The sequence below is a fragment of the Leptotrichia sp. OH3620_COT-345 genome, assembly GCF_003932895.1.
GTDB lineage: Bacteria > Fusobacteriota > Fusobacteriia > Fusobacteriales > Leptotrichiaceae > Pseudoleptotrichia.
The window spans coordinates 34161-53051 of the sequence record NZ_RQYW01000016.1; the positions used below are offsets into that span (position 1 = coordinate 34161).

14 protein-coding genes are annotated in these 18891 nt (G+C 31.0%); all 14 read left to right on the forward strand.

The window, feature by feature from the left end; all coding sequences use genetic code 11:
• The first annotated feature begins 29 nt into the window (after nucleotides 1-29).
• Nucleotides 30-1427, forward strand: a complete 1398-nt coding sequence (locus tag EII29_RS09195) for a tetratricopeptide repeat protein (RefSeq protein ID WP_125237234.1) — start codon at nucleotides 30-32, stop codon at nucleotides 1425-1427.
• Nucleotides 1428-1499: 72 nt separating this feature from the next.
• Entirely contained in the window at nucleotides 1500-1988 is a 489-nt protein-coding gene (locus EII29_RS09200) for a TlpA disulfide reductase family protein (RefSeq protein WP_125237235.1), read from the forward strand.
• 136 nt (nucleotides 1989-2124) lie between these two features.
• Nucleotides 2125-2388, forward strand: a complete 264-nt coding sequence (gene rpsO, locus EII29_RS09205) for a 30S ribosomal protein S15 (protein WP_125237236.1) — start codon at nucleotides 2125-2127, stop codon at nucleotides 2386-2388.
• 95 nt (nucleotides 2389-2483) lie between these two features.
• Nucleotides 2484-3335 (forward strand): lysophospholipid acyltransferase family protein, encoded by an 852-nt coding sequence (locus tag EII29_RS09210; RefSeq protein WP_125237237.1) that lies wholly within the window; start codon nucleotides 2484-2486, stop codon nucleotides 3333-3335.
• 98 nt (nucleotides 3336-3433) lie between these two features.
• Nucleotides 3434-3823, forward strand: coding sequence for a hypothetical protein (locus EII29_RS09215; RefSeq protein WP_125237238.1), 390 nt, complete (start codon nucleotides 3434-3436; stop codon nucleotides 3821-3823).
• Nucleotides 3824-3835: 12 nt separating this feature from the next.
• Complete coding sequence (gene rny, locus EII29_RS09220; protein ID WP_125237239.1) at nucleotides 3836-5410, forward strand: ribonuclease Y; 1575 nt, start codon at nucleotides 3836-3838, stop codon at nucleotides 5408-5410.
• Nucleotides 5411-5462: 52 nt separating this feature from the next.
• Entirely contained in the window at nucleotides 5463-6242 is a 780-nt protein-coding gene (locus EII29_RS09225) for a TIGR00282 family metallophosphoesterase (protein WP_125237240.1), read from the forward strand.
• Between the two features lies 1 nt (nucleotide 6243).
• Entirely contained in the window at nucleotides 6244-7179 is a 936-nt protein-coding gene (prmA, locus tag EII29_RS09230; protein ID WP_125237241.1) for a 50S ribosomal protein L11 methyltransferase, read from the forward strand.
• Complete coding sequence (gene cmk, locus EII29_RS09235; RefSeq protein WP_125237242.1) at nucleotides 7176-7829, forward strand: (d)CMP kinase; 654 nt, start codon at nucleotides 7176-7178, stop codon at nucleotides 7827-7829. Before prmA ends, cmk begins: the two co-directional genes overlap by 4 nt.
• A gap of 173 nt (nucleotides 7830-8002) precedes the next feature.
• Nucleotides 8003-8278 (forward strand): HU family DNA-binding protein, encoded by a 276-nt coding sequence (locus tag EII29_RS09240; RefSeq protein WP_125237243.1) that lies wholly within the window; start codon nucleotides 8003-8005, stop codon nucleotides 8276-8278.
• Nucleotides 8279-8751: 473 nt separating this feature from the next.
• Nucleotides 8752-9966, forward strand: coding sequence for a 3-deoxy-D-manno-octulosonic acid transferase (locus EII29_RS09245; RefSeq protein WP_233573302.1), 1215 nt, complete (start codon nucleotides 8752-8754; stop codon nucleotides 9964-9966).
• 33 nt (nucleotides 9967-9999) lie between these two features.
• On the forward strand, nucleotides 10000-10728 hold the full coding sequence (gene trmB, locus EII29_RS09250) for a tRNA (guanosine(46)-N7)-methyltransferase TrmB (RefSeq protein WP_125237245.1): 729 nt from the start codon (nucleotides 10000-10002) through the stop codon (nucleotides 10726-10728).
• A 472-nt stretch (nucleotides 10729-11200) separates the two neighbouring features.
• Nucleotides 11201-13000 (forward strand): ShlB/FhaC/HecB family hemolysin secretion/activation protein, encoded by a 1800-nt coding sequence (locus EII29_RS09255; protein WP_125237246.1) that lies wholly within the window; start codon nucleotides 11201-11203, stop codon nucleotides 12998-13000.
• 315 nt (nucleotides 13001-13315) lie between these two features.
• The coding region (locus EII29_RS09260; protein WP_125237247.1) for a hemagglutinin repeat-containing protein at nucleotides 13316-18891 on the forward strand (5576 nt) is incomplete at its 3' end.

An 18891-nucleotide genomic window follows, 5' to 3' on the forward strand; every position in this document is an offset into this window, starting at 1 on the left:
GTGGATATGAAGGATGATGAGAGTTAGCTATGAAAAAAATAGTATGTATGATTTTATTTCCGTTGATTATACTATCATGCGGGAAAACTGACAGGGGATATGATGCTCTTGAAAACGGTCTGTTGGGAATTTTAAGAAAAAAAGATGAAAAGTATATAACTGCAAATCTTGAGCAGGCTGCAAAAGATGGAAACATGGATGTATTTTCTCTTGCTTATGTATATTGGGGAATATCGGGAGAAGAATTTTTTAACAAATATCTGAATAAAAGTAAAGGCAATGCTGAATATTACAAAGCTCTCATAATGAAAGAAAAAAATGATCCTGAAGAAAAAGTGGTAGGTATGCTTGAAAATGCTGCAAGTCAAGGCAATTATAAGGCATATTATGTATTAGGAAATATTTTTCAGGATAAGTTGGAATTTTCCAAGGCACAGGAATATTTGAAAAAAGGTAAGGAACATGGAGAGATATATTCTTTATATTCCTATGAGTATAATAAAAGTCTTACAGGAGTATATAAGAGAATAGAGGAACTGAATAAAAAGTTGAAAAACAATGTAATAACTCCTGATGAAAAAAAGGAACTGGGGACTCTCGTTTTGGAAAAATTTTCAAATTATGACACAGCATATAACATATTGAGGGAGTTTTTGTCTGAGGGATATTCTCCGGCATTATATTCCAAAGCGAAAAAACTGGAAACTGAAAATAAAGATGAGGAAGCAGTTCGGATATACAATGATCTTTTTTCAGAAAACAAATATTATTTAGCTTCTTTTGAACTGGCTTATAAGCTTGTAAATATGAGCAAAAATTATAATTTGGCTCTTAGAGTTCTTGAAGATACATCTTCGGAAGATTCACTTATCACAGGATATAAGGGATTTGTTTATGAAAATTTGAAAAAATATGATAAAGCTGAAGAAAATTATCTGAAATCAGTTCAAAAGAATGATATTGACATAATGTCATATTTAGGGAGACTGTACGAAGAGAAAAATAAGCAGAAAGAAGCAAAAGATATATATAATAGAGCTTATTCTTCAGGATCGATTTCTGCAGGGTACAGACTTGCAAATCTTCTTGAAGAATCAGATAAGGGGAAAAATGACAAAAATAAAAAAAATAAACAATACAGAACTCAGAGAAGTAATAAGGCTGCAAAAAAAATCCTTGAAAGACTGTCGGAAAATGGAGATGATTATTCGACAGTAGATTTGAGCCTTTATTATCCTGAAACGGACAAAAATGTCAAGGTATTGAATTTAAGAGCTGCTATAAAACTTAATGAAACGGCTTTTCATAATTTAGGAGTTTATTATTACAATAAGAAAAATAAAAAGAAAGCGAAATTATATTTTCAAATTGCGAAAGAATATGGATATCGTTTAGAGCCTGAATACGAAGCATTTATAAGTATTTAAAAATAAAATTCAAAAAGAAATAAAAGAACAGTGAAGTAGAATTTGTTGAAAATTAAAATTAAGAGGTGTAAAATGAAAAAAATAATATTTTTATTAATGATGATAATATTTGCATTGGGATGTAGCAAAGAAGTTTCAGTTAAACCTGAGCCTAATGCAAAAATACCCGACTTCAAACTTCAAGATCTTGAGGGAAAAAAGTATGAAAGTTCAAAGTTGATTAATAACGGGAAAAAAACTTTATTTGTCATGGCTGCCGAGTGGTGTCCGCACTGTAAGTCTGAAGCTCCTGAAATACAGAGATTTTATGATGAATACAAAGATAAGGTAAACGTAGTTGTTGTATATTCAAATGTGAATTCGAGTTTGGATGAAGTAAAAAATTATATAAAAAATAATGAGTATACTTTCCCTGTATACTACGACAAGGATGGAGAAACATTGAGAACGTTCCAAGTTCAGGCATTTCCGTTTAATCTAAAAATAGACGGAAATAAAATTGCAGAAGTGTATAAAGGTGAACTGGACTATGATTTAATTGTAAGTGAGTTTTTAAAATAAAAATATTTAGGTATAATTTGTATTTACAGGCTTTACAAAATGAAATAAATATGGTAACATAATAAGGAATTTTTTCTATGAACATAAGTTGCCAATATGTTCTTGGATTAAATAATATAAATTAGGAGGAAAGATAATGGCAATGAAATCAAAACAGGAAATAATCAATGCATTCGGTAAAAATGCACAGGATACGGGATCTGCAGATGTTCAGATTGCTTTACTTACAGAAAGAATAAATCATTTGACAGAGCATTTGAGAATACATCCTAAAGATGTTCACTCAAGAGTGGGATTGTTAAAAATGGTAGGTAAAAGAAGAAGATTACTGAATTATGTAAAAAATAAAAATGTGGACAACTACAGAGAATTAATTCAAAAATTGGGAATAAGAAAATAATAAATAATATTTTCACGGTAAGAGAGCGTAGGTAATATGCTCTCTTTTGACTAAATAAAGATTTACGGAATTTTCATTAAAAGGACGGACTTTATATGAAGTATAAAATAGGAGAAAATATTGAAGGATGGATTGCAATATTTTTTAGAAAAACATTGTCACTGTTTCCATTAAAATTAAGATACAAATTTTTTGAAAATATGGGGATAATGGCTTTTTATCTGATAAAAAAAAGAAGAGAACTCACGATAGGAAATATAAAAAGGGCTTTTCCCGAAAAAAATGAAAAGGAAATAATGGACATAGCAAAAGAATCTTACAGAACAATGGGAAAGATGATAATGACTTCAATTTATCTTAAAGAAATAACTTCAAACGGGAATACGGTAGTTGAAAATGAGGAACTAATGATAAAAGCATGTGAAAATGAAAAGGCAGTTATAATTGTTTCACTTCATTTTGGGGGATTTGAAGCAGGAAGTGTTATGAAAAATATAAGAGAATTTTATGCAGTTTTCAGAAAGCAGAAAAATAGAAAACTGAATGATTTGATGACAAAATGGAGAAGAGAAGGAGGACTTAATTCAATAGCTTTGAGAGATTCCGAAGCTTTAAATAATGCTTTAAAAAGTAAAACGATAATTGCCCTTGCTTCCGATCATCATGCTGATGATATACCCGTAGAGTATTTCGGACAGAAAACGACGGCAGTATCAGGACCGATTTTGCTGGGACTGAAGTATAAGGTTCCTTTAGTTCTTGCATATTCAGTATTTGAAGAGGAAAAAATTAAAATTATAAATAAAGAAATTATAGAGATAGAAAAAAAAGAAAATTTTAAGGAAACTGTAAAGTACAACATGCAAAAGATATTCTATAAATTTGAGGAAATAATAAGAGAAAATCCCGGACAATATATGTGGCAACATAAAAGATGGAGAAGTTAAATGTAATAGATTAAAAAAACGGTAATTTAATTTTGATATAGGCTTGAATAAGGAAAAAAAGTGTGCTAAAATTAAAGAGCGAAATTTTTGGAGGGAATATGAAAAAATATTTATTTCTACCGATTTTGTTGATTTTTATAAATTGCACTACTGTTAATTTAACTCGTGTTGAAACAGAAAAAATCAACACTGAGGTCACAGATACAATTGAAGAATTAAAAGAAGCTGCAAATTTTAATAAATATGATAAATTAAAAGAATTTTTTTTACCTACATTTAAAAATAATATTATTGTAAACAATATCAAACAATATAATCTTTCGAAATTGACATTTATATTTTCAGAAGTAAAAGTCATTTCAAAAAACAAAGTGAAGGGTATAATGATAGTAAATTATGGCTCGGAGAGTAATTATTATATAGTAACATGGAAAATGACAAATGAAAATGGACGATGGAAAATTTCAAATGTAGATGAGAAAAAATAGGAAAGGAGAAATATGCCATTACTAATAGCAATATTACTGATTGTTATTTTTTCTTTTTTAGCTTTTTTTATAGCCTATTTTTTCGGTAGTTCCGTTTTTAAAAAGAAATACGGGGAACTTAGCGAACTGGAATTGAGAATAGTTGATGCAAAAAGGAGACTGGAATCATCTAAAAAAGAAGTTGAAAGAGAAATAGAATCATTTAAAAAAGAAGAAACTTTAAAAGTTAAGGAAACTTTGCTAAATGAGAAAAAGAAAGCGGACGAGGAAATAAAAAAAATGAAGTCCGAAATACTTTCAAAAGAAGAAAGGCTTTCAAAAAAAGAGGAAGTTCTTGAGACAAAAATTGAAAGACTTGAAGAAAGAGAATTAAAAATTGAGAAGCAGCGTGAAAAAATTTCAAGAAAAGAAACGGAACTGAGTGAATTAATCCAGAAAGAAGAAAAAGAACTTGAAAGGATTTCCGAATTAACAAAAGAAGATGCTTCTAAAATAATTTTAACACGTTTGGAAAATGAGCTTGATCATGATAAAGCCATTTTAATAAGAGATTTTGAGCATAGTCTGGATAGAGAGAAAGACAGAATATCAAAGAGAATAATATCAACGGCAATAGGAAAAGCTTCAGCAGATTATGTGGTAGACTCGACAATATCTGTAATACAATTACCAAGTGAAGAAATGAAAGGTAGAATAATAGGTCGTGAAGGAAGAAATATAAGAGCAATAGAAGCAGCTACCGGAGTGGATCTCATAATAGATGATACACCTGAAGCGGTAGTTCTTTCATCATTTGACGGAGTGAGGAGAGAAGTGGCAAGAATAGCTCTTGAAAAGCTTATCTCCGACGGAAGAATACATCCTACAAAAATAGAGGAAGTGGTCCAGAAAGCTCAGGAAGAAGTTGAAGAAAGTGTTATGGACGCTGCAGAACAGGCAATACTTGAAGTAGGCATTCCTACATTGCCGAGAGAAGTTCTCAAAGTGTTTGGAAGGCTTAAATTTAGAACATCATTTGGACAGAATATACTTCAGCACTCAATAGAAGTTGCGCACATTGCCGCAGCTCTTGCGGCAGAAGTGGGAGCAAATATTGATATAGCGAAAAGAGCGGGATTGTTACATGATATAGGTAAAGCTTTTTCACATGAGCAGGAAGGTTCTCACGCAATAAACGGAGGAGAATTTCTCAGAAAATTTTCTAAAGAAAATGAAACAGTTATAAATGCAGTGGAAGCCCATCATAATGAAGTTGAACAGTTAAGTGTGGAAGCTGTCCTCGTTCAGGCGGCAGACTCCATATCCGCTTCGAGACCGGGAGCAAGAAGGGAGACATTATCAAATTATCTGAAAAGACTTGAGCAGCTTGAAGAAATTGCAAATAGTCATGAAGGAATCGAAAGTTCTTATGCCATACAGGCAGGACGTGAGTTAAGACTGATTGTTCACCCTGATCAGATAAATGATGATAAAGCAATTATACTGTCAAGGGAAGTAGCAAAAGAAATAGAAGAGAAAATGCAATATCCCGGACAGATAAAAGTAACTGTTATAAGAGAAACAAGAGCTGTAGAATATGCGAAATAAATAGAGTGGGAAGTGGACTTCCCACTTTTTGTAAAAATAGTAAGGAGAATGAATGAAATTTTTAATAATAGGAGATGTGGTCGGGGAGCCGGGAAGAAAGATTTTATTTAAATATTTGGAAAAAAGAAAACAAAATTACGATTTTATAGTAGTAAATGGTGAAAATTCCGCAGGAGGATTTGGAATAACAGCGAAGATAGCCGATCAGATTTTTTCCCGTGGAGCCGATGTTATCACATTGGGAAATCACAGTTGGGATAAAAAAGAAATATATACATATATAAATGATGAAAAAAGAATGGTCAGACCTATAAATTATGTAAAGGAAGCTCCCGGTAGGGGATATACCATAATTGAGAAAAAAGATAGGAAAATAGCGGTAATAAATGCTCAAGCAAAGATATTTATGCCTCCCATTGCATGTCCGTTTTTGGCATTAGATGAAATAGTACCTGAAATATTAAAAGAAACTAATATAATAATTTTAGATTTTCATGGAGAAGCAACATCTGAGAAATTGGCAATGGGTTGGAATTTGAACGGGAAGGTATCTCTTGTCTACGGAACGCATACTCATGTACAAACCGCAGATGAAAGGATATTATCGGGAGGAACTGCTTACATAACTGATGTAGGTATGACAGGGGGGCATGACGGAGTCCTTGGAATGAACAGAAAGGAAAGTTTACAGAAATTTAAAGACGGAATGCCTTCGAGATATTCGGTATGTGAGGAAAATATAAAAATAAACGGGCTTGAAGTTGAAATAAATGAAAATACAGGGAAAGCAGAATCTATAAAAAGAATTAATATACATTATGATGAGGTTTAAAATGAAATGGATAAAAGTTAAAACCGATTATTTTTCAGATAATTTAGAAATTGCAAAAGCAAAAGTGATGAATATATTTGAAGAAATCGGTATAAAACAGATTGAAATGACAGATTATTTTTCAGACAGCTCTTTAGATTATAATGTAAATTTTAAAAATGTGAATGATATTTGGAGTATTACAGGCTATATAATAAATAACAGGTTTTCAAATTCAAAGCTGAATATAATTAGAGAGAAATTGGAGGAATATTCAGAAAGCAATGAAGAATTCGGATATGAAATGTATACTTCCGAATGTTCTGATAATGACTGGAAAGATGAATGGAAAAAATATTTTCATACTGTGAAGATAACTCCAAGTATAGTAATAAAACCGAGCTGGGAAAAATACGAACCTGAAAGAGATGAAAAAGTAATAGAAATAGATCCCGGAATGGCTTTCGGAACAGGAACGCATGAAACAACAGCCTTGTGTGTGGAATTTTTAGAAAAATATTCTCAGGACAGGAAAAAATTTCTTGATATAGGATGCGGCTCCGGAATATTAATGCTGATTGCCAAGAGATTCGGTATAGAAAAAGTTTCAGGAATAGATATTGACGATAAAGTTAAAGAAGTCGTATTTGAAAATTTCAGAAGAAATAACATATGTGAGAATTTTGAGGTAGTAATCGGCAATCTTGTAGACAATATAAATGAAAAATACGATATTGTAGTTTCAAATATATTAGTAGATGTTTTGACTGAATTACTTGAAAATATAGAGAATGTTCTTGAAAAAAATTCAATTGTTATTTTTTCGGGTATACTGAAAGAAAAGGAAGAAAAATTTCTTATAAAAACAAAGAAACATAAATTAAAGAAAATTGACAGGAATGAAAAAAATAATTGGGTATCGCTTGTATTTGAATATAAAGGAGAAAAAATATTATGATAATTGCAATTGATGGACCTGCCGGCAGTGGAAAAAGTACTATTTCAAAATTGATAGCTGAAAATCTGGGAATAACTTATCTTGACACGGGAGCGATGTACAGACTTTTTACTTTAAAACTGTTAAAAGAAAAAGTTTTATTGACGGATAAAGATAAAATAAATAAATTTCTTGAAAATCTGGATATTGATATTACAAATGACAGATTTTATCTGGATGGTGAAAATGTCAGTGAAGAAATAAGAAAAACTGATATTTCGGAAAATGTTTCAAAAGTTGCAGCAATTAAAGAAGTAAGAGAAAAAATGGTTGATTTACAGAGAAAGTTTTCCAAATCACAGGATGTTATAATGGATGGAAGAGATATAGGAACTGTAGTTTTTCCAAATGCAGATATAAAAATATTTTTAGTAGCGGATCTTAAAGAAAGGGCTGAAAGAAGATATAAGGAAATTATTGAAAAAGGGCAGAAAGTATCTTTTGATGAAATTTATGAAAATATAGTAAATAGAGATAATCTCGATTCTACAAGGGAAATCACTCCTTTAAGGAAAGCGGAGGATGCAATAGAAATAGATACTACCGGTAAAAGCATTGAAAAAGTTAAAAATGAAATCTTAGAAATATGCAGAAATAGGAATAAACTTTAAAATTGCATAAATAATACAAATTTTAGAGTTGAAATATCTGATTGTTTAGGTTTTTCAGGTACAAAAAGTTTTCAAATGAGTATCTAAGCTAAAAAAAAGCTGGACAAATGTAGAAAATAGTGTATAATATCTATGAAATAAATCACAATATCAAAATAACGGAGGTTAATAATATGTCAAAAAAAGAATTTGTTGAGGCTTATGCAAAAGCTACAGGAGAAACTAAAAAGAGAGCTGAAGAATTAGTAAATGAGTTTTTAGGAACAGTTGAAAAAGCTTTAGTAAAAGGTGAAACTGTGCAGTTTGTCGGATGGGGAACATTTGGAGTTCAAAAAAGAGCTGCAAGAACTGGAAGAAATCCTCAAACAGGAAAAGAAATTAAAATAGCTGCTAAAAAAGTAGTTAAATTTAAAGTCGGAAAAAAATTAGCTGATAAAGTAGCTAAGTAATATATTTAAAAATCGGAAAAACTGTTTTATAACGGATATAAACCATTATAGGACAGTTTTTTTATTTGAAATTTTTGATAAAAAGTTTTTAATTTAAATTATTTCATCTTTTTTGTGAGAGTGGCAATGAGTCCTCATACTCTCGCTATTGTCTACAAAATTTTTCAATACTCAAAAAATACTCATTATACTTAAAAAACGGGAAACTTGTTATGTTCAGACAGTGATTTCTCTGAACAATCATTTTTGTATTTTTTTATTGAAATAATTTGAATGTCGAATTTTTACTTATAATTTAAATATATATTTCTATTGCTGTTACAACTTAACTGTACTTTTCTTTAAAACCGTTTCCTTTTATATTTCAATTTCCCTCAACATTTGAATTTTACCGCATAAAAATAGAAGTATTTTTTTTATTAATATGATATAATTTAAAAAATATAATTTTAAAATTATCGGAGAAAAAAATAATGATATATAATTTATTAAGATTTATTTTATATTTAGTAATATCTGGAGTTTCAATATTTAATAAAAAACTGCGTTTATTTTTTAAAAAAAGGCTATGTCAGAATTTTAAAAATAATCTTTTTGAAGATAGGAAAACAGAAATAATATTAATACATATGTCTTCAGTGGGGGAATTTAATTTATCAAAAGAACTTATTGAAAGATTATTACGAAAAAATGAGAAAATAATAATATCGATTATGACCGATACCGGAAAAGAAGCAGCTGAAAGAATATACGGAAATAATCAAAATGTAAAAGTTATATATTTTCCGTTAGATGACTATATTTTATTGTTAAGAATATTTGAACTGTATAAAATAAAGAAAACGATTATTATAGAAACGGAAATATGGCCGAATTTATATTCAATAGCAGGGAAAAAATCCGAGCTGTATATTGTCAATGGACGGTTGACCGCGAAAAAAATGAAATCATATATGAAAATGAAGAGATTGAGTAAAAAAATTCTTAATAAAGCCTCTAAAATAATGGTTCAAAGTGAAGAAGATAAAGAAAGATATTTAAAACTTGAAGTGGAAAAAAATAAATTGAAGATCTATAAAAATTTAAAGTATTCCATAAAATATGAAACACTGACTGAAGAACGAAAAAATAAATATTTTGAAACAATTATAAGTAAAGATAAGAAAATAATAGTATGTGGGAGTACTCGTTCGGGAGAAGAAAAAATATGGATTGAAGTATTTAAAAGTATAAACAGTGAGAAAGAATATCAATTAATAATAGTACCGAGACATATAGAAAGAATTGATGAAATTATAAATGAGACAGACAATATTTTATATGGGAAGGAAAGCTGTTCACTGTTTTCCGAAAATAAAAAAAGTGATATTGTAATAGTGAATAAAATGGGGATATTAAGAGAACTTTATCAAATTGCCGATTTTGTATTTGTAGGAGGAACTCTTGTAAATATAGGCGGACATTCGATACTTGAGCCTCTTTTTTACGGTAAATTGCCTATAATAGGTTCTTATTATGAAAATATAGAGGAGATAGTAAAAGAAGCTGAAAAAATGGGGTTTGTAAAAATTGTCAATGATAAAGATGAAATAACAGATTATTTAAGAAAGAGTCAAAATATTGATACTTCGGAATTTTTCAGAAAAAACAATGAAATAGATGGAATTTTGGAAGAACTTTATAAGTAAATCAAATTAATTGAAAGGATAAAAAAATTAAAAATGAAAAAAGATGAAATAAAAGAGGAAAGTAATGAAATTGAAAGAAAAAAAGGAGAAGTATGGAAATATTTTTTTGAAAGACCTAAAAAGAATTATAATAAATATATGTATGAAATGGTAGAATATCCGGAATATTTAATATATGATAATGAAGAAGTCAAAAAAAATAAAGGAAAATGGAATGAATTTTTTGGAAATAATAACGGAATATATTTGGAAATCGGTTGTGGAAGCGGTAATTTTACAGTAGGAAATGCTGAAAAATTTAAAGACAGAAATTATATTGCATTGGAATTAAGGTTTAAAAGACTTGTACTGGGAGCACGAAAATCTGAAAAAAGAAACCTTAAAAATATACTATTTATAAGAAAAAGAGGAGAAACAATACTTGACTTTATCGGAAAGGATGAAATATCCGGAATATATATCAATTTTCCTGATCCATGGGAAGGAGAAGAAAGAAAAAGAATTATAACTAAAGAGCTTTTTGAAAAATTGGATATTATTTTAAAAAATGGAGGGAAACTTTATTTTAAAACAGACCATCAGAAATATTATGAAGATGTACTTGAACTTGTGAGTGAACTTGACGGATATGAAATGTGTTACCGTACTGATGATTTACATAATACTGAAAAAGCTGCTGAAAATATAAAAACTGAATTTGAACAGATGTTTTTGAGTAAACATAATATGAATATAAAATATGTTGAAATAATTAAAAAATAAGAGAAAGGGTTATAGAGAAGATTTAACTTTATTAGTGTGAAGAGAGTTTCAAAATATTAAAAAAAGGGAATAAAAATATTATAAAAAATTATATTTGAAATATATATATATAAATGTAAGAAAAAATTTTAATAAGATTAATATATGGAAAATATGATTTGATTGTAAAATATAAAATATCTACGAACTGTCAAATTAAATGCGACATCTAATTCGAGTGACCGAAAGAAACTTTATTAGATGTCGCATTTGTAATATATTCATTTATTTATAAAATTAACTGAAAATATTTATGAAAACAGGACATAAACATCAATATATTTTAAAACATTATTAAAGGAAATGTGAAAATAAAAAAAATATATATTTAAAAGTTATTGTCTTTATTTTCAAAATAAGATATAATTCATAATAAGGAAAATCTAATATATGATTTTAATAAACTTAACAAAATTTATGAAAGGAGTTGAAAATGAGAAAAAGTTTAACACTTCTTTTTCTTTTTACGTCACTGTTTTCTTTATCTGCACCTGAAGATGAGGCGATAAAAATTTTTGAAAAGGAGCAACAAAGACTCGAACAGGAAAGACGGCGTATTGAACAGGAGAGAAAACAGAGAGAGTTTGAAAATATTAAATTAAGCCCTTCAGTTCAAAATAATACTGAAGTTGTTACAGATAATACAGAACCTAAATTTTTAATAATTGAAATAAATTTATATGATAATGAAAATCTTTTAAACGGAAATGAAGAATTTTCTGTTTTAAGAAAATACAAATACACTTATATGGGAAGTACGGATATTCAAAAACTTTTAACGGAACTTACAAACAAAATAATATCTAAAGGCTATATTACAAGTGCCGTAACAGTTTCAAAAGATAATGACCTGAAAACGGGAAGATTGAACCTTGAAATCATTCCAGGAAAAGTACAGGAAATAATAATAAATAGCGGTAATATCCTTGATAGATACAAAGAATTTTTCATGTTCGGAATAAATAAGGGAGATGTTCTTAATATAAGAGATATAGATACTGCAACTGAAAATTTTAATTCACTCGGTTCAAATAATATGACAATGGAAATAGTTGCAGGGACAAAACCGAATTATTCTATAATAAAAATAAAGAACATTATGAAAGATAAATACAAGCTCTCATTGACGGGAAATAATCATGGAGAAAATAATCAGAGCGGATTTTGGAGACCGGGAATAAGTTTAAATATAGACAGTCCTTTAGGAATAGGTGATAATTTTCTGTTTTCATATTTGACAGTAGATAAAAAAATACCTGACAGGGGTTGGAAAAAGAAAGCAAGTGAACTGGAGGCGGGAGAGATTCTTCCGATAGGACCTCCCGGTTATGATCCTTTAAAAGGGGAAAGTTTACCATATAAAAGAAGGCTCGACATGTTTACGTTTGTATATACATTAAAGTTCAGAGAATATACTTTAAAGTTTAATTCAAGCAAAAGTATAAGTGAAAGCAGTTTTTTTCCATATAATACAGTATATGACATGAAATCCGCAAGTCATACATTGTCTGCAAATATGGAAAGAGTAATGTGGAGAAACCAGAGAAGTAAAGTCAGTTTGGGAATAGGAATAAAAAGAAAGCATAATGAAACTTATCTGGAGCAATCCGAGTTGTCAAATAGAAAGTTGTCAATAGGAAATATAAGTCTGAATATGTCTACATCTATATTTAAGGGATTACTCGGAATTACACTTGGACATGAAAGAGGACTTGGAATATTTAATGCTGAAAAGGATAAAGATAAGTTTGATACAACACCTAAATCCCGATTTAAAAAATATACGGTAGATATAAATTATTACAAACCTGTAACACAGAAACTCATATACAGATTTAATTTAACAGGCTCGTATTCTCCTGATGTAATGTACGGTTCCGAAAGACAGACAATAGGCGGTGTAGGAAGTATAGGAGGTTATCATAGAACGGGGACATTACAGGGAGATAGAGCAATAGAAGTAAATTCGGAATTATCGTACAACATTCCTGTATTTAAGAAATGGGGATACTTTACACCGTATATAAGTTACGGATACGGAGCAACTCAAAATAATAAAGATAATTCTAGGTACAGAATAGGGTATATGAACGGACTTACAGTAGGAGTAAGATATAACAGTAAATTTTTTGACTTTGATTTCGGATATGCAAAAGCGATGAAACATTCGGAATATTTAAAGCCTGAAAGTCAGGAAATGTATTTCAGCGGAGCTTTTAAAATAATTTTTTAGGAATTCCGAACTTTTTTGTAAAAAAGTTTGAATAAAAAACAGTTCAGCTCAAATTTTACTATAGCTCAAAAGCCCGTTACTGTAAAAAATAAAAAATGCTCACTTTACGTATTTTTTGCCCAGTAAAATTTGAATGTTGAAGAGAAACTTAAAATAAAGGAAATACTTTTAAATAAAAGTATGGTTAAATCGTAATAATAAAATAAAAGTAAAAAGCTCCGATATTCAAAATTTTTTGTAAAATTTTGTAGTCGATAGCGGTAGTGTGAGGAGTTAATAAACACTCACGAAAAGAAAAATAAAAAGGAGATAAAAATGAGAGAAGTCAACAAACGTATGAAAAAAATAATAGCGATAATGTTTTTGTACATAATGTCATTTAACATATTCAGTGACGGAGTAATACTTGACCCTAATTCACCATATAATACTAAAATAGACAGGTCATCTTCGGGAGTACCTGTAATAAATATATCTACTCCAAATAACAGCGGGATAAGTATAAATAATTTTCTGGAATACAATGTAGGGAAAGAAGGTCAGATATTAAATAATGCTGATAATTTGGGAAGGAGTCATTTAGGAGGTATAATAAATGCCAATCCCAATCTGGGACCTCATCAGGCTGCCAATCTTATCATATTACAGGTAAACGGAGCAAACCGTTCTCAAATAGAAGGGTATATAGAAGCTTTAAGCAGGCAGAGAGTAAATGTAATATTGGGAAATGAAAACGGAATATATATAAATGGAGGAGGAACAGTCAATATTAAAAATTTTATTCCTACAACAGGAAAGATAAATCTGAAAGATGGACAGTTTGTAGGAATAGATGTTGAAAAAGGTCAGATAATAGTGGGTCTTAACGGTTTTGATGCAAGCAGAACCGATTTTGTCGATTTAATATCCAAAAGTGTAACACTTCAAGGAAATGTGGTAGGAAATGAAATAAAAGCGGTAACAGGCTCAAATAATGTGGATAAAGACGGAAATATACAAAAGAACGGTAAGGGAACCCCTTCTTCGGTAGCGATAGATGCAAGCAGTCTCGGAGGAATGTATGCAAATACGGTTAAGATAATAAGCACGGATAAGGGAGCGGGAGTAAATTCCGATGCTTTTATAGTATCTGCAAACAGTAAACTTGAAGTTACGGCGGACGGTAAAGTAAAAGTAAAAAAAGTACAGGGAAAAGGAATAGAGATAAAAGGAAGTGAATATGAACAGACGGATCTTTCCTATTCAGAAGGGGATATAAATATATCAGCCGGTACGATAAAGCTTTCAGGAACAGGAACACAGTCGACAGGAAATATAAATCTTACAGGTAATGTGGAAAATACTTCGGCATTGTATGCTAAAGGAACACTTATTACGGGAATGTTGAAAAACAGTTCCGATATACAGACAGGTAAAAACTTGGATATATTCGGGGATTTAAAAAATTCGGGACATATAAGGAGTTTAGACAATGTAAATATATTGGGAAATCTTAATAATAAGGGGAATATAGAAACAAATTCAAATATAAATGTAAAAAATACAGTATCTTCAGGTACTATTTCAGGAAAGAATATAACTACAGGAAAATTAGACAATAACGGTTCATTAAATGTAAATGGAAATTTAACAACGGAAGATATTTTAAATAAAGGAAATATTCTTGTTTCAGGAATAATGAAAAGCGGTAATGTATCAAATGAAGGAAAAGTATTAGTAAACGGAACGATACAGCTTCTTAATACAAAGACGTCGGGAATACTTGCAGCAGGGGACAATATTGCAGTAAAGAATATTGAAAATGGCGGGGAGTTTGCAACGAAGCAAAATATTTTTGTTGAAGGTTCATTCATAAATACCGGAAAAATTGAAGGAAATGATATATCTGTAAAAGGAACATCATTATCAAATAAAGGAAGCATAAAAGGAAAAAATATATTTGCAACAGTGAATGATACCAAAAATGAAGGTGAAATACATATATCGGAAAATATAGCTTTTGTAACGGAAAATTTAACAAATACAAAGGAAATATTGGCGGGAAATGATATTTCGTCAAATAATGTAAATCTGATAAATACAGGAAAGATAGCTTCAAACGGTAAAATAAATTTTAATAATTCTTCAATAAGTAATAAAGGAGAAATACTGTCGAATACGATAGAAATGCAGGATGTTTCAAAATATGAAAATACAGGTCATATAAAAGGTGATACAACAACACTTACGACAGTAAATGATATAAATCTTACGGGAACTTTACACGGAGAAAATAACCTGACAATAAAGGGAAATAATATAGTAAATATTGGAAAAACTACAGGAATCGGGAAAATATCAATAACATCCAATGATTTTACAAATAACAGTGAATTGTCATCAGACAGTGTAACTGTAACTGCATCAGGCAATGTTATAAATAACAGCATGATAAGCGGAGAAAAAGGAACGATAAAAGGTAAGGAGCTGTATAATAATGACCTTATTGCTGTAAACGGCGATCTTGAAATAGAAGTACAGAACAAAATAGTAAATTCAGCAGGGAAAGTAATATATGCAGGGAAGAGTTCAATACTTAAAGGAAAGGAAATACTTAATAACAGGGGAGATATACTCGGAGGAAACATATCTCTTGAAGCTTCAAAAGTGAGGAATGAAGTAGGGACAATACAGGGGACGGGAAATATAGATATAAAGTCATCTTCATTTGAAAATATAGGGGAAGTTACGGACATTAATCGTTATGAACTGTATTATGAAACATGGGACGGAAAAAGACTTTCAGAGGGAGAACTTGTAAATTGGGAAAGATATGACGATCCCGGAGTTATGAAAGGAAAACACAGTCATAATGCTACAGGACCTCAAAGACAGTGGCTTGAAAACTATATATTAAATTCAGAAAGAATAACGGGGTATAAGTCATATCTACTGACATCGGAACCTGATACGGTAAGCGGTGTAATAGGTCTTCAGGGAGACTATACTTTTGCTTCAAATACGGCAAGATTTCCTGTAAAAGCCCTTGAGGGTAAACTTGAAAGCAGGGCGAATACAAATTATGGAAGAGTTACTGCAGGGGGCAATATTACGATAAATTCAAGCGATGTAGTGAACAAGGACGGTTTCATATCGGCAGGAAATACGGCGGATATAAAAGCTGACAGGATAGAAAATACAGTTACTACAGGAAATGGTGTTCAGCTAAAGGACGGAAGAGAAAGAATATATCTACGTTTTAAGAGAGGAAGCAAAGAAGCATCCGCAAATGCAGTATTTGCAAGAGAATTGGTAGCAGGAGGTACAGCATATACATCAGGTCAATCGAGTGTCATTGAAGGAAGAAGTGTAATAGTGGACAGCACAAAAATAATTCCTCAGAGTATACCACAGGCAAACGGAGAAGTAAGAACGACTTCTTCAGGAGGAAGCGGGAAAGCTGTAAATGTAATGGTAAACAGAGGAATAACAGGTACAAACGGGAAAATACATATAGTAGGTAATACAGCAACGATAGCGGATATAAAAAATACAGGGACAATATCAGTAAATCCTTCATTTTCAAATTCACTGTTTATTAAAAATGTAAATCCGTCATCAATGTATATCATGGAAACAAGGGGAAGATACATTAATCTTAACGGGTATCTCGGAAGCGAATATTTTTTAAATAAAGTAGCATATAAAGAGGATTGGAGCAGGGTAAAGCGACTTGGAGATGCTTATTATGAAAACCAGATTATATCCAAAGCGTTAAATGAAAAACTGGGAACAGGTTTCATAAACGGAAAGTCCGGACAGGAACTTGTAAAGAACATGATGGACGGAGCGGAAACGGAAGCAAAAGCTCAGGGATTGAAAGTAGGAGAAGCACTGACAGCAGAACAGGTAAAAAATCTGAAAAAAGATATAATATGGTATGTATATACTGAAGTAAACGGTCAGAAAGTACTCACTCCTCAAGTATATTTGAGTAGAACAACTCTTGCAGGGCTGGAAGAAGACAGCAGAAGCAGAATAGGAGGAAGTGAATATACAAGTCTCAAAACAGAAGATTTAGTCAACAAAGGAATGAAAATAGGAAATAAAGGAACAACGATAGTTGACGTAAAGACGTTAAAAAATGAAACATTGACAAATCAACTGTCGGAAATATCAGGAGATACAACGATTGTAAAATCTGAAGGAGACATAAGGAATATAGGCGGAAAAATATCCGGAAAAGATTTTGTCGGTTTAACATCTGCAAAAGGGGACATAGTAAATGAAACAACAAAAGTGACGACAGTTCGTAATACGGGAGCATATGACAGGACAAAATACGAAGAAGTAGGGAGTATAGGAGAGATAGACGGAAAGAAAATTTATCTTTCAGGAAAAGACTATAATTCAACAGGGGCAATATTAAATACAGAAAATCTGGTATTGAACCTAAGCGGAGATATAAATGCTTCTTCTCTTGAACTTGAAGGAAATGATAAGCTTGGAACAAACAGTAAAAACTACAGTACATTCAGCTCGAAAGAAAATGCAGGCTCAGCTATAGTAACAAAAAAAGTGAGCGGAACGGTAAATAATATCAATTTAACAGGTTCCGCATTTATAGCGGAAGACGGAAAGGGTCTTTCAGTAAAGAATGTAAATGTGGAATCGGCAGTAAACAAATATGATGAATACAGAACAGCTTCGAGCAGCAACACATTTACAAAGAAGAACAGCACAATGAAATCCCATACTGAAGAAAATGCGGCATCAACTTTTGCAATAGAAAAAAATGCACATATATCGGGAACAGTCAAGGCAATAGGGAGCAATGTACTGTTAGGACAGGACAGTTATGTGGGCGGAAAAGTAACAACGGATTCAAGGGAGCTACATAACAGTTATTATCAGGAAGATAAGAAAAGCGGGTTTAGCGGAAGTATAGGAAAAGGGAGTATTACAGCAGGTTATGGCAAGAACAGAAATACCTATGATGAAAAAAGTGTAATAAATGCAAAATCAAATTTACAGATAGGTGACGGAAGTGTATTAAATAAGGGAGCGGAAATAACAGCTACCAATTTTTCGCATGGTCAAATATCAATAAATAACGGGGATGTAGTATACGGAGCAAGAAAAGACACAAGAGATGTGACTACTACAAGTAAGAGCAGCCGGATAGGAGTCAGTGCAAGTGTAAAGAGTCCCGCTCTTGACAGAGTAAGACAGGCAAAAGATACTGCTAATCAGATAAAAAGCGGTGACAATATAGGTGGAGCCGTAAATATAGGTAATATTGTGACAGGAGTAATATCGGGACTTGCAGGAAATCAGGGTAACAGACAGGGAAGATATGATTCAAGAGGAAGTGTAGGAAAGGAAGGAGTAAAATCTGCCCTTGCCAATAACAACTTTTATGCAAATATAGGTATAAATGCAGGAATTAATACTTCAAAAAACGAAACAAATTCTCATACGGAACATGCAGTAGTAACAACAATAACGGGACTTGACGGAAATTCAAGTATAACATACAATAATGTAAAGAACATAACTTATAAAGGAACACATGCAGAAGACACAACAATGATATACAATAATGTGGAGAACATAAATAAAGAAGCAGTGGAACTGAATAACAGATATTCTTCAAGCGGAAAAAGTACGGGAATAAATGCAGGAGCAACAGTAGGCTATGGACATAAGTTACAGACAACGGGAAATGGTGGAAGTATATCATTTAATAAAAGCAATATGAATACAACAGAAACTATTCATCATAACGGAAGCTTCTTAAATGTAAATGAAGTACATAACAATACAAAGAATATGAAGTTAAAAGGTTTTAATCAGGAAGGCGGAACGGTAACAGGAAACATAAAAAACCTTGAGCTTGTATCAGTTCAGAA

Excerpts from the sequence above, each read along its gene's own strand:
- EII29_RS09195 (WP_125237234.1), top strand. The coding sequence starts at position 30 with ATGAAAAAAATAGTATGTATGATTTTATTTCCGTTGATTATACTATCA.
- EII29_RS09200 (WP_125237235.1), top strand. The coding sequence starts at position 1,500 with ATGAAAAAAATAATATTTTTATTAATGATGATAATATTTGCATTGGGA.
- rpsO (WP_125237236.1), top strand. The coding sequence starts at position 2,125 with ATGGCAATGAAATCAAAACAGGAAATAATCAATGCATTCGGTAAAAAT.
- EII29_RS09210 (WP_125237237.1), top strand. The coding sequence starts at position 2,484 with ATGAAGTATAAAATAGGAGAAAATATTGAAGGATGGATTGCAATATTT.
- EII29_RS09215 (WP_125237238.1), top strand. The coding sequence starts at position 3,434 with ATGAAAAAATATTTATTTCTACCGATTTTGTTGATTTTTATAAATTGC.
- rny (WP_125237239.1), top strand. The coding sequence starts at position 3,836 with ATGCCATTACTAATAGCAATATTACTGATTGTTATTTTTTCTTTTTTA.
- EII29_RS09225 (WP_125237240.1), top strand. The coding sequence starts at position 5,463 with ATGAAATTTTTAATAATAGGAGATGTGGTCGGGGAGCCGGGAAGAAAG.
- prmA (WP_125237241.1), top strand. The coding sequence starts at position 6,244 with ATGAAATGGATAAAAGTTAAAACCGATTATTTTTCAGATAATTTAGAA.
- cmk (WP_125237242.1), top strand. The coding sequence starts at position 7,176 with ATGATAATTGCAATTGATGGACCTGCCGGCAGTGGAAAAAGTACTATT.
- EII29_RS09240 (WP_125237243.1), top strand. The coding sequence starts at position 8,003 with ATGTCAAAAAAAGAATTTGTTGAGGCTTATGCAAAAGCTACAGGAGAA.
- EII29_RS09245 (WP_233573302.1), top strand. The coding sequence starts at position 8,752 with ATGATATATAATTTATTAAGATTTATTTTATATTTAGTAATATCTGGA.
- trmB (WP_125237245.1), top strand. The coding sequence starts at position 10,000 with ATGAAAAAAGATGAAATAAAAGAGGAAAGTAATGAAATTGAAAGAAAA.
- EII29_RS09255 (WP_125237246.1), top strand. The coding sequence starts at position 11,201 with ATGAGAAAAAGTTTAACACTTCTTTTTCTTTTTACGTCACTGTTTTCT.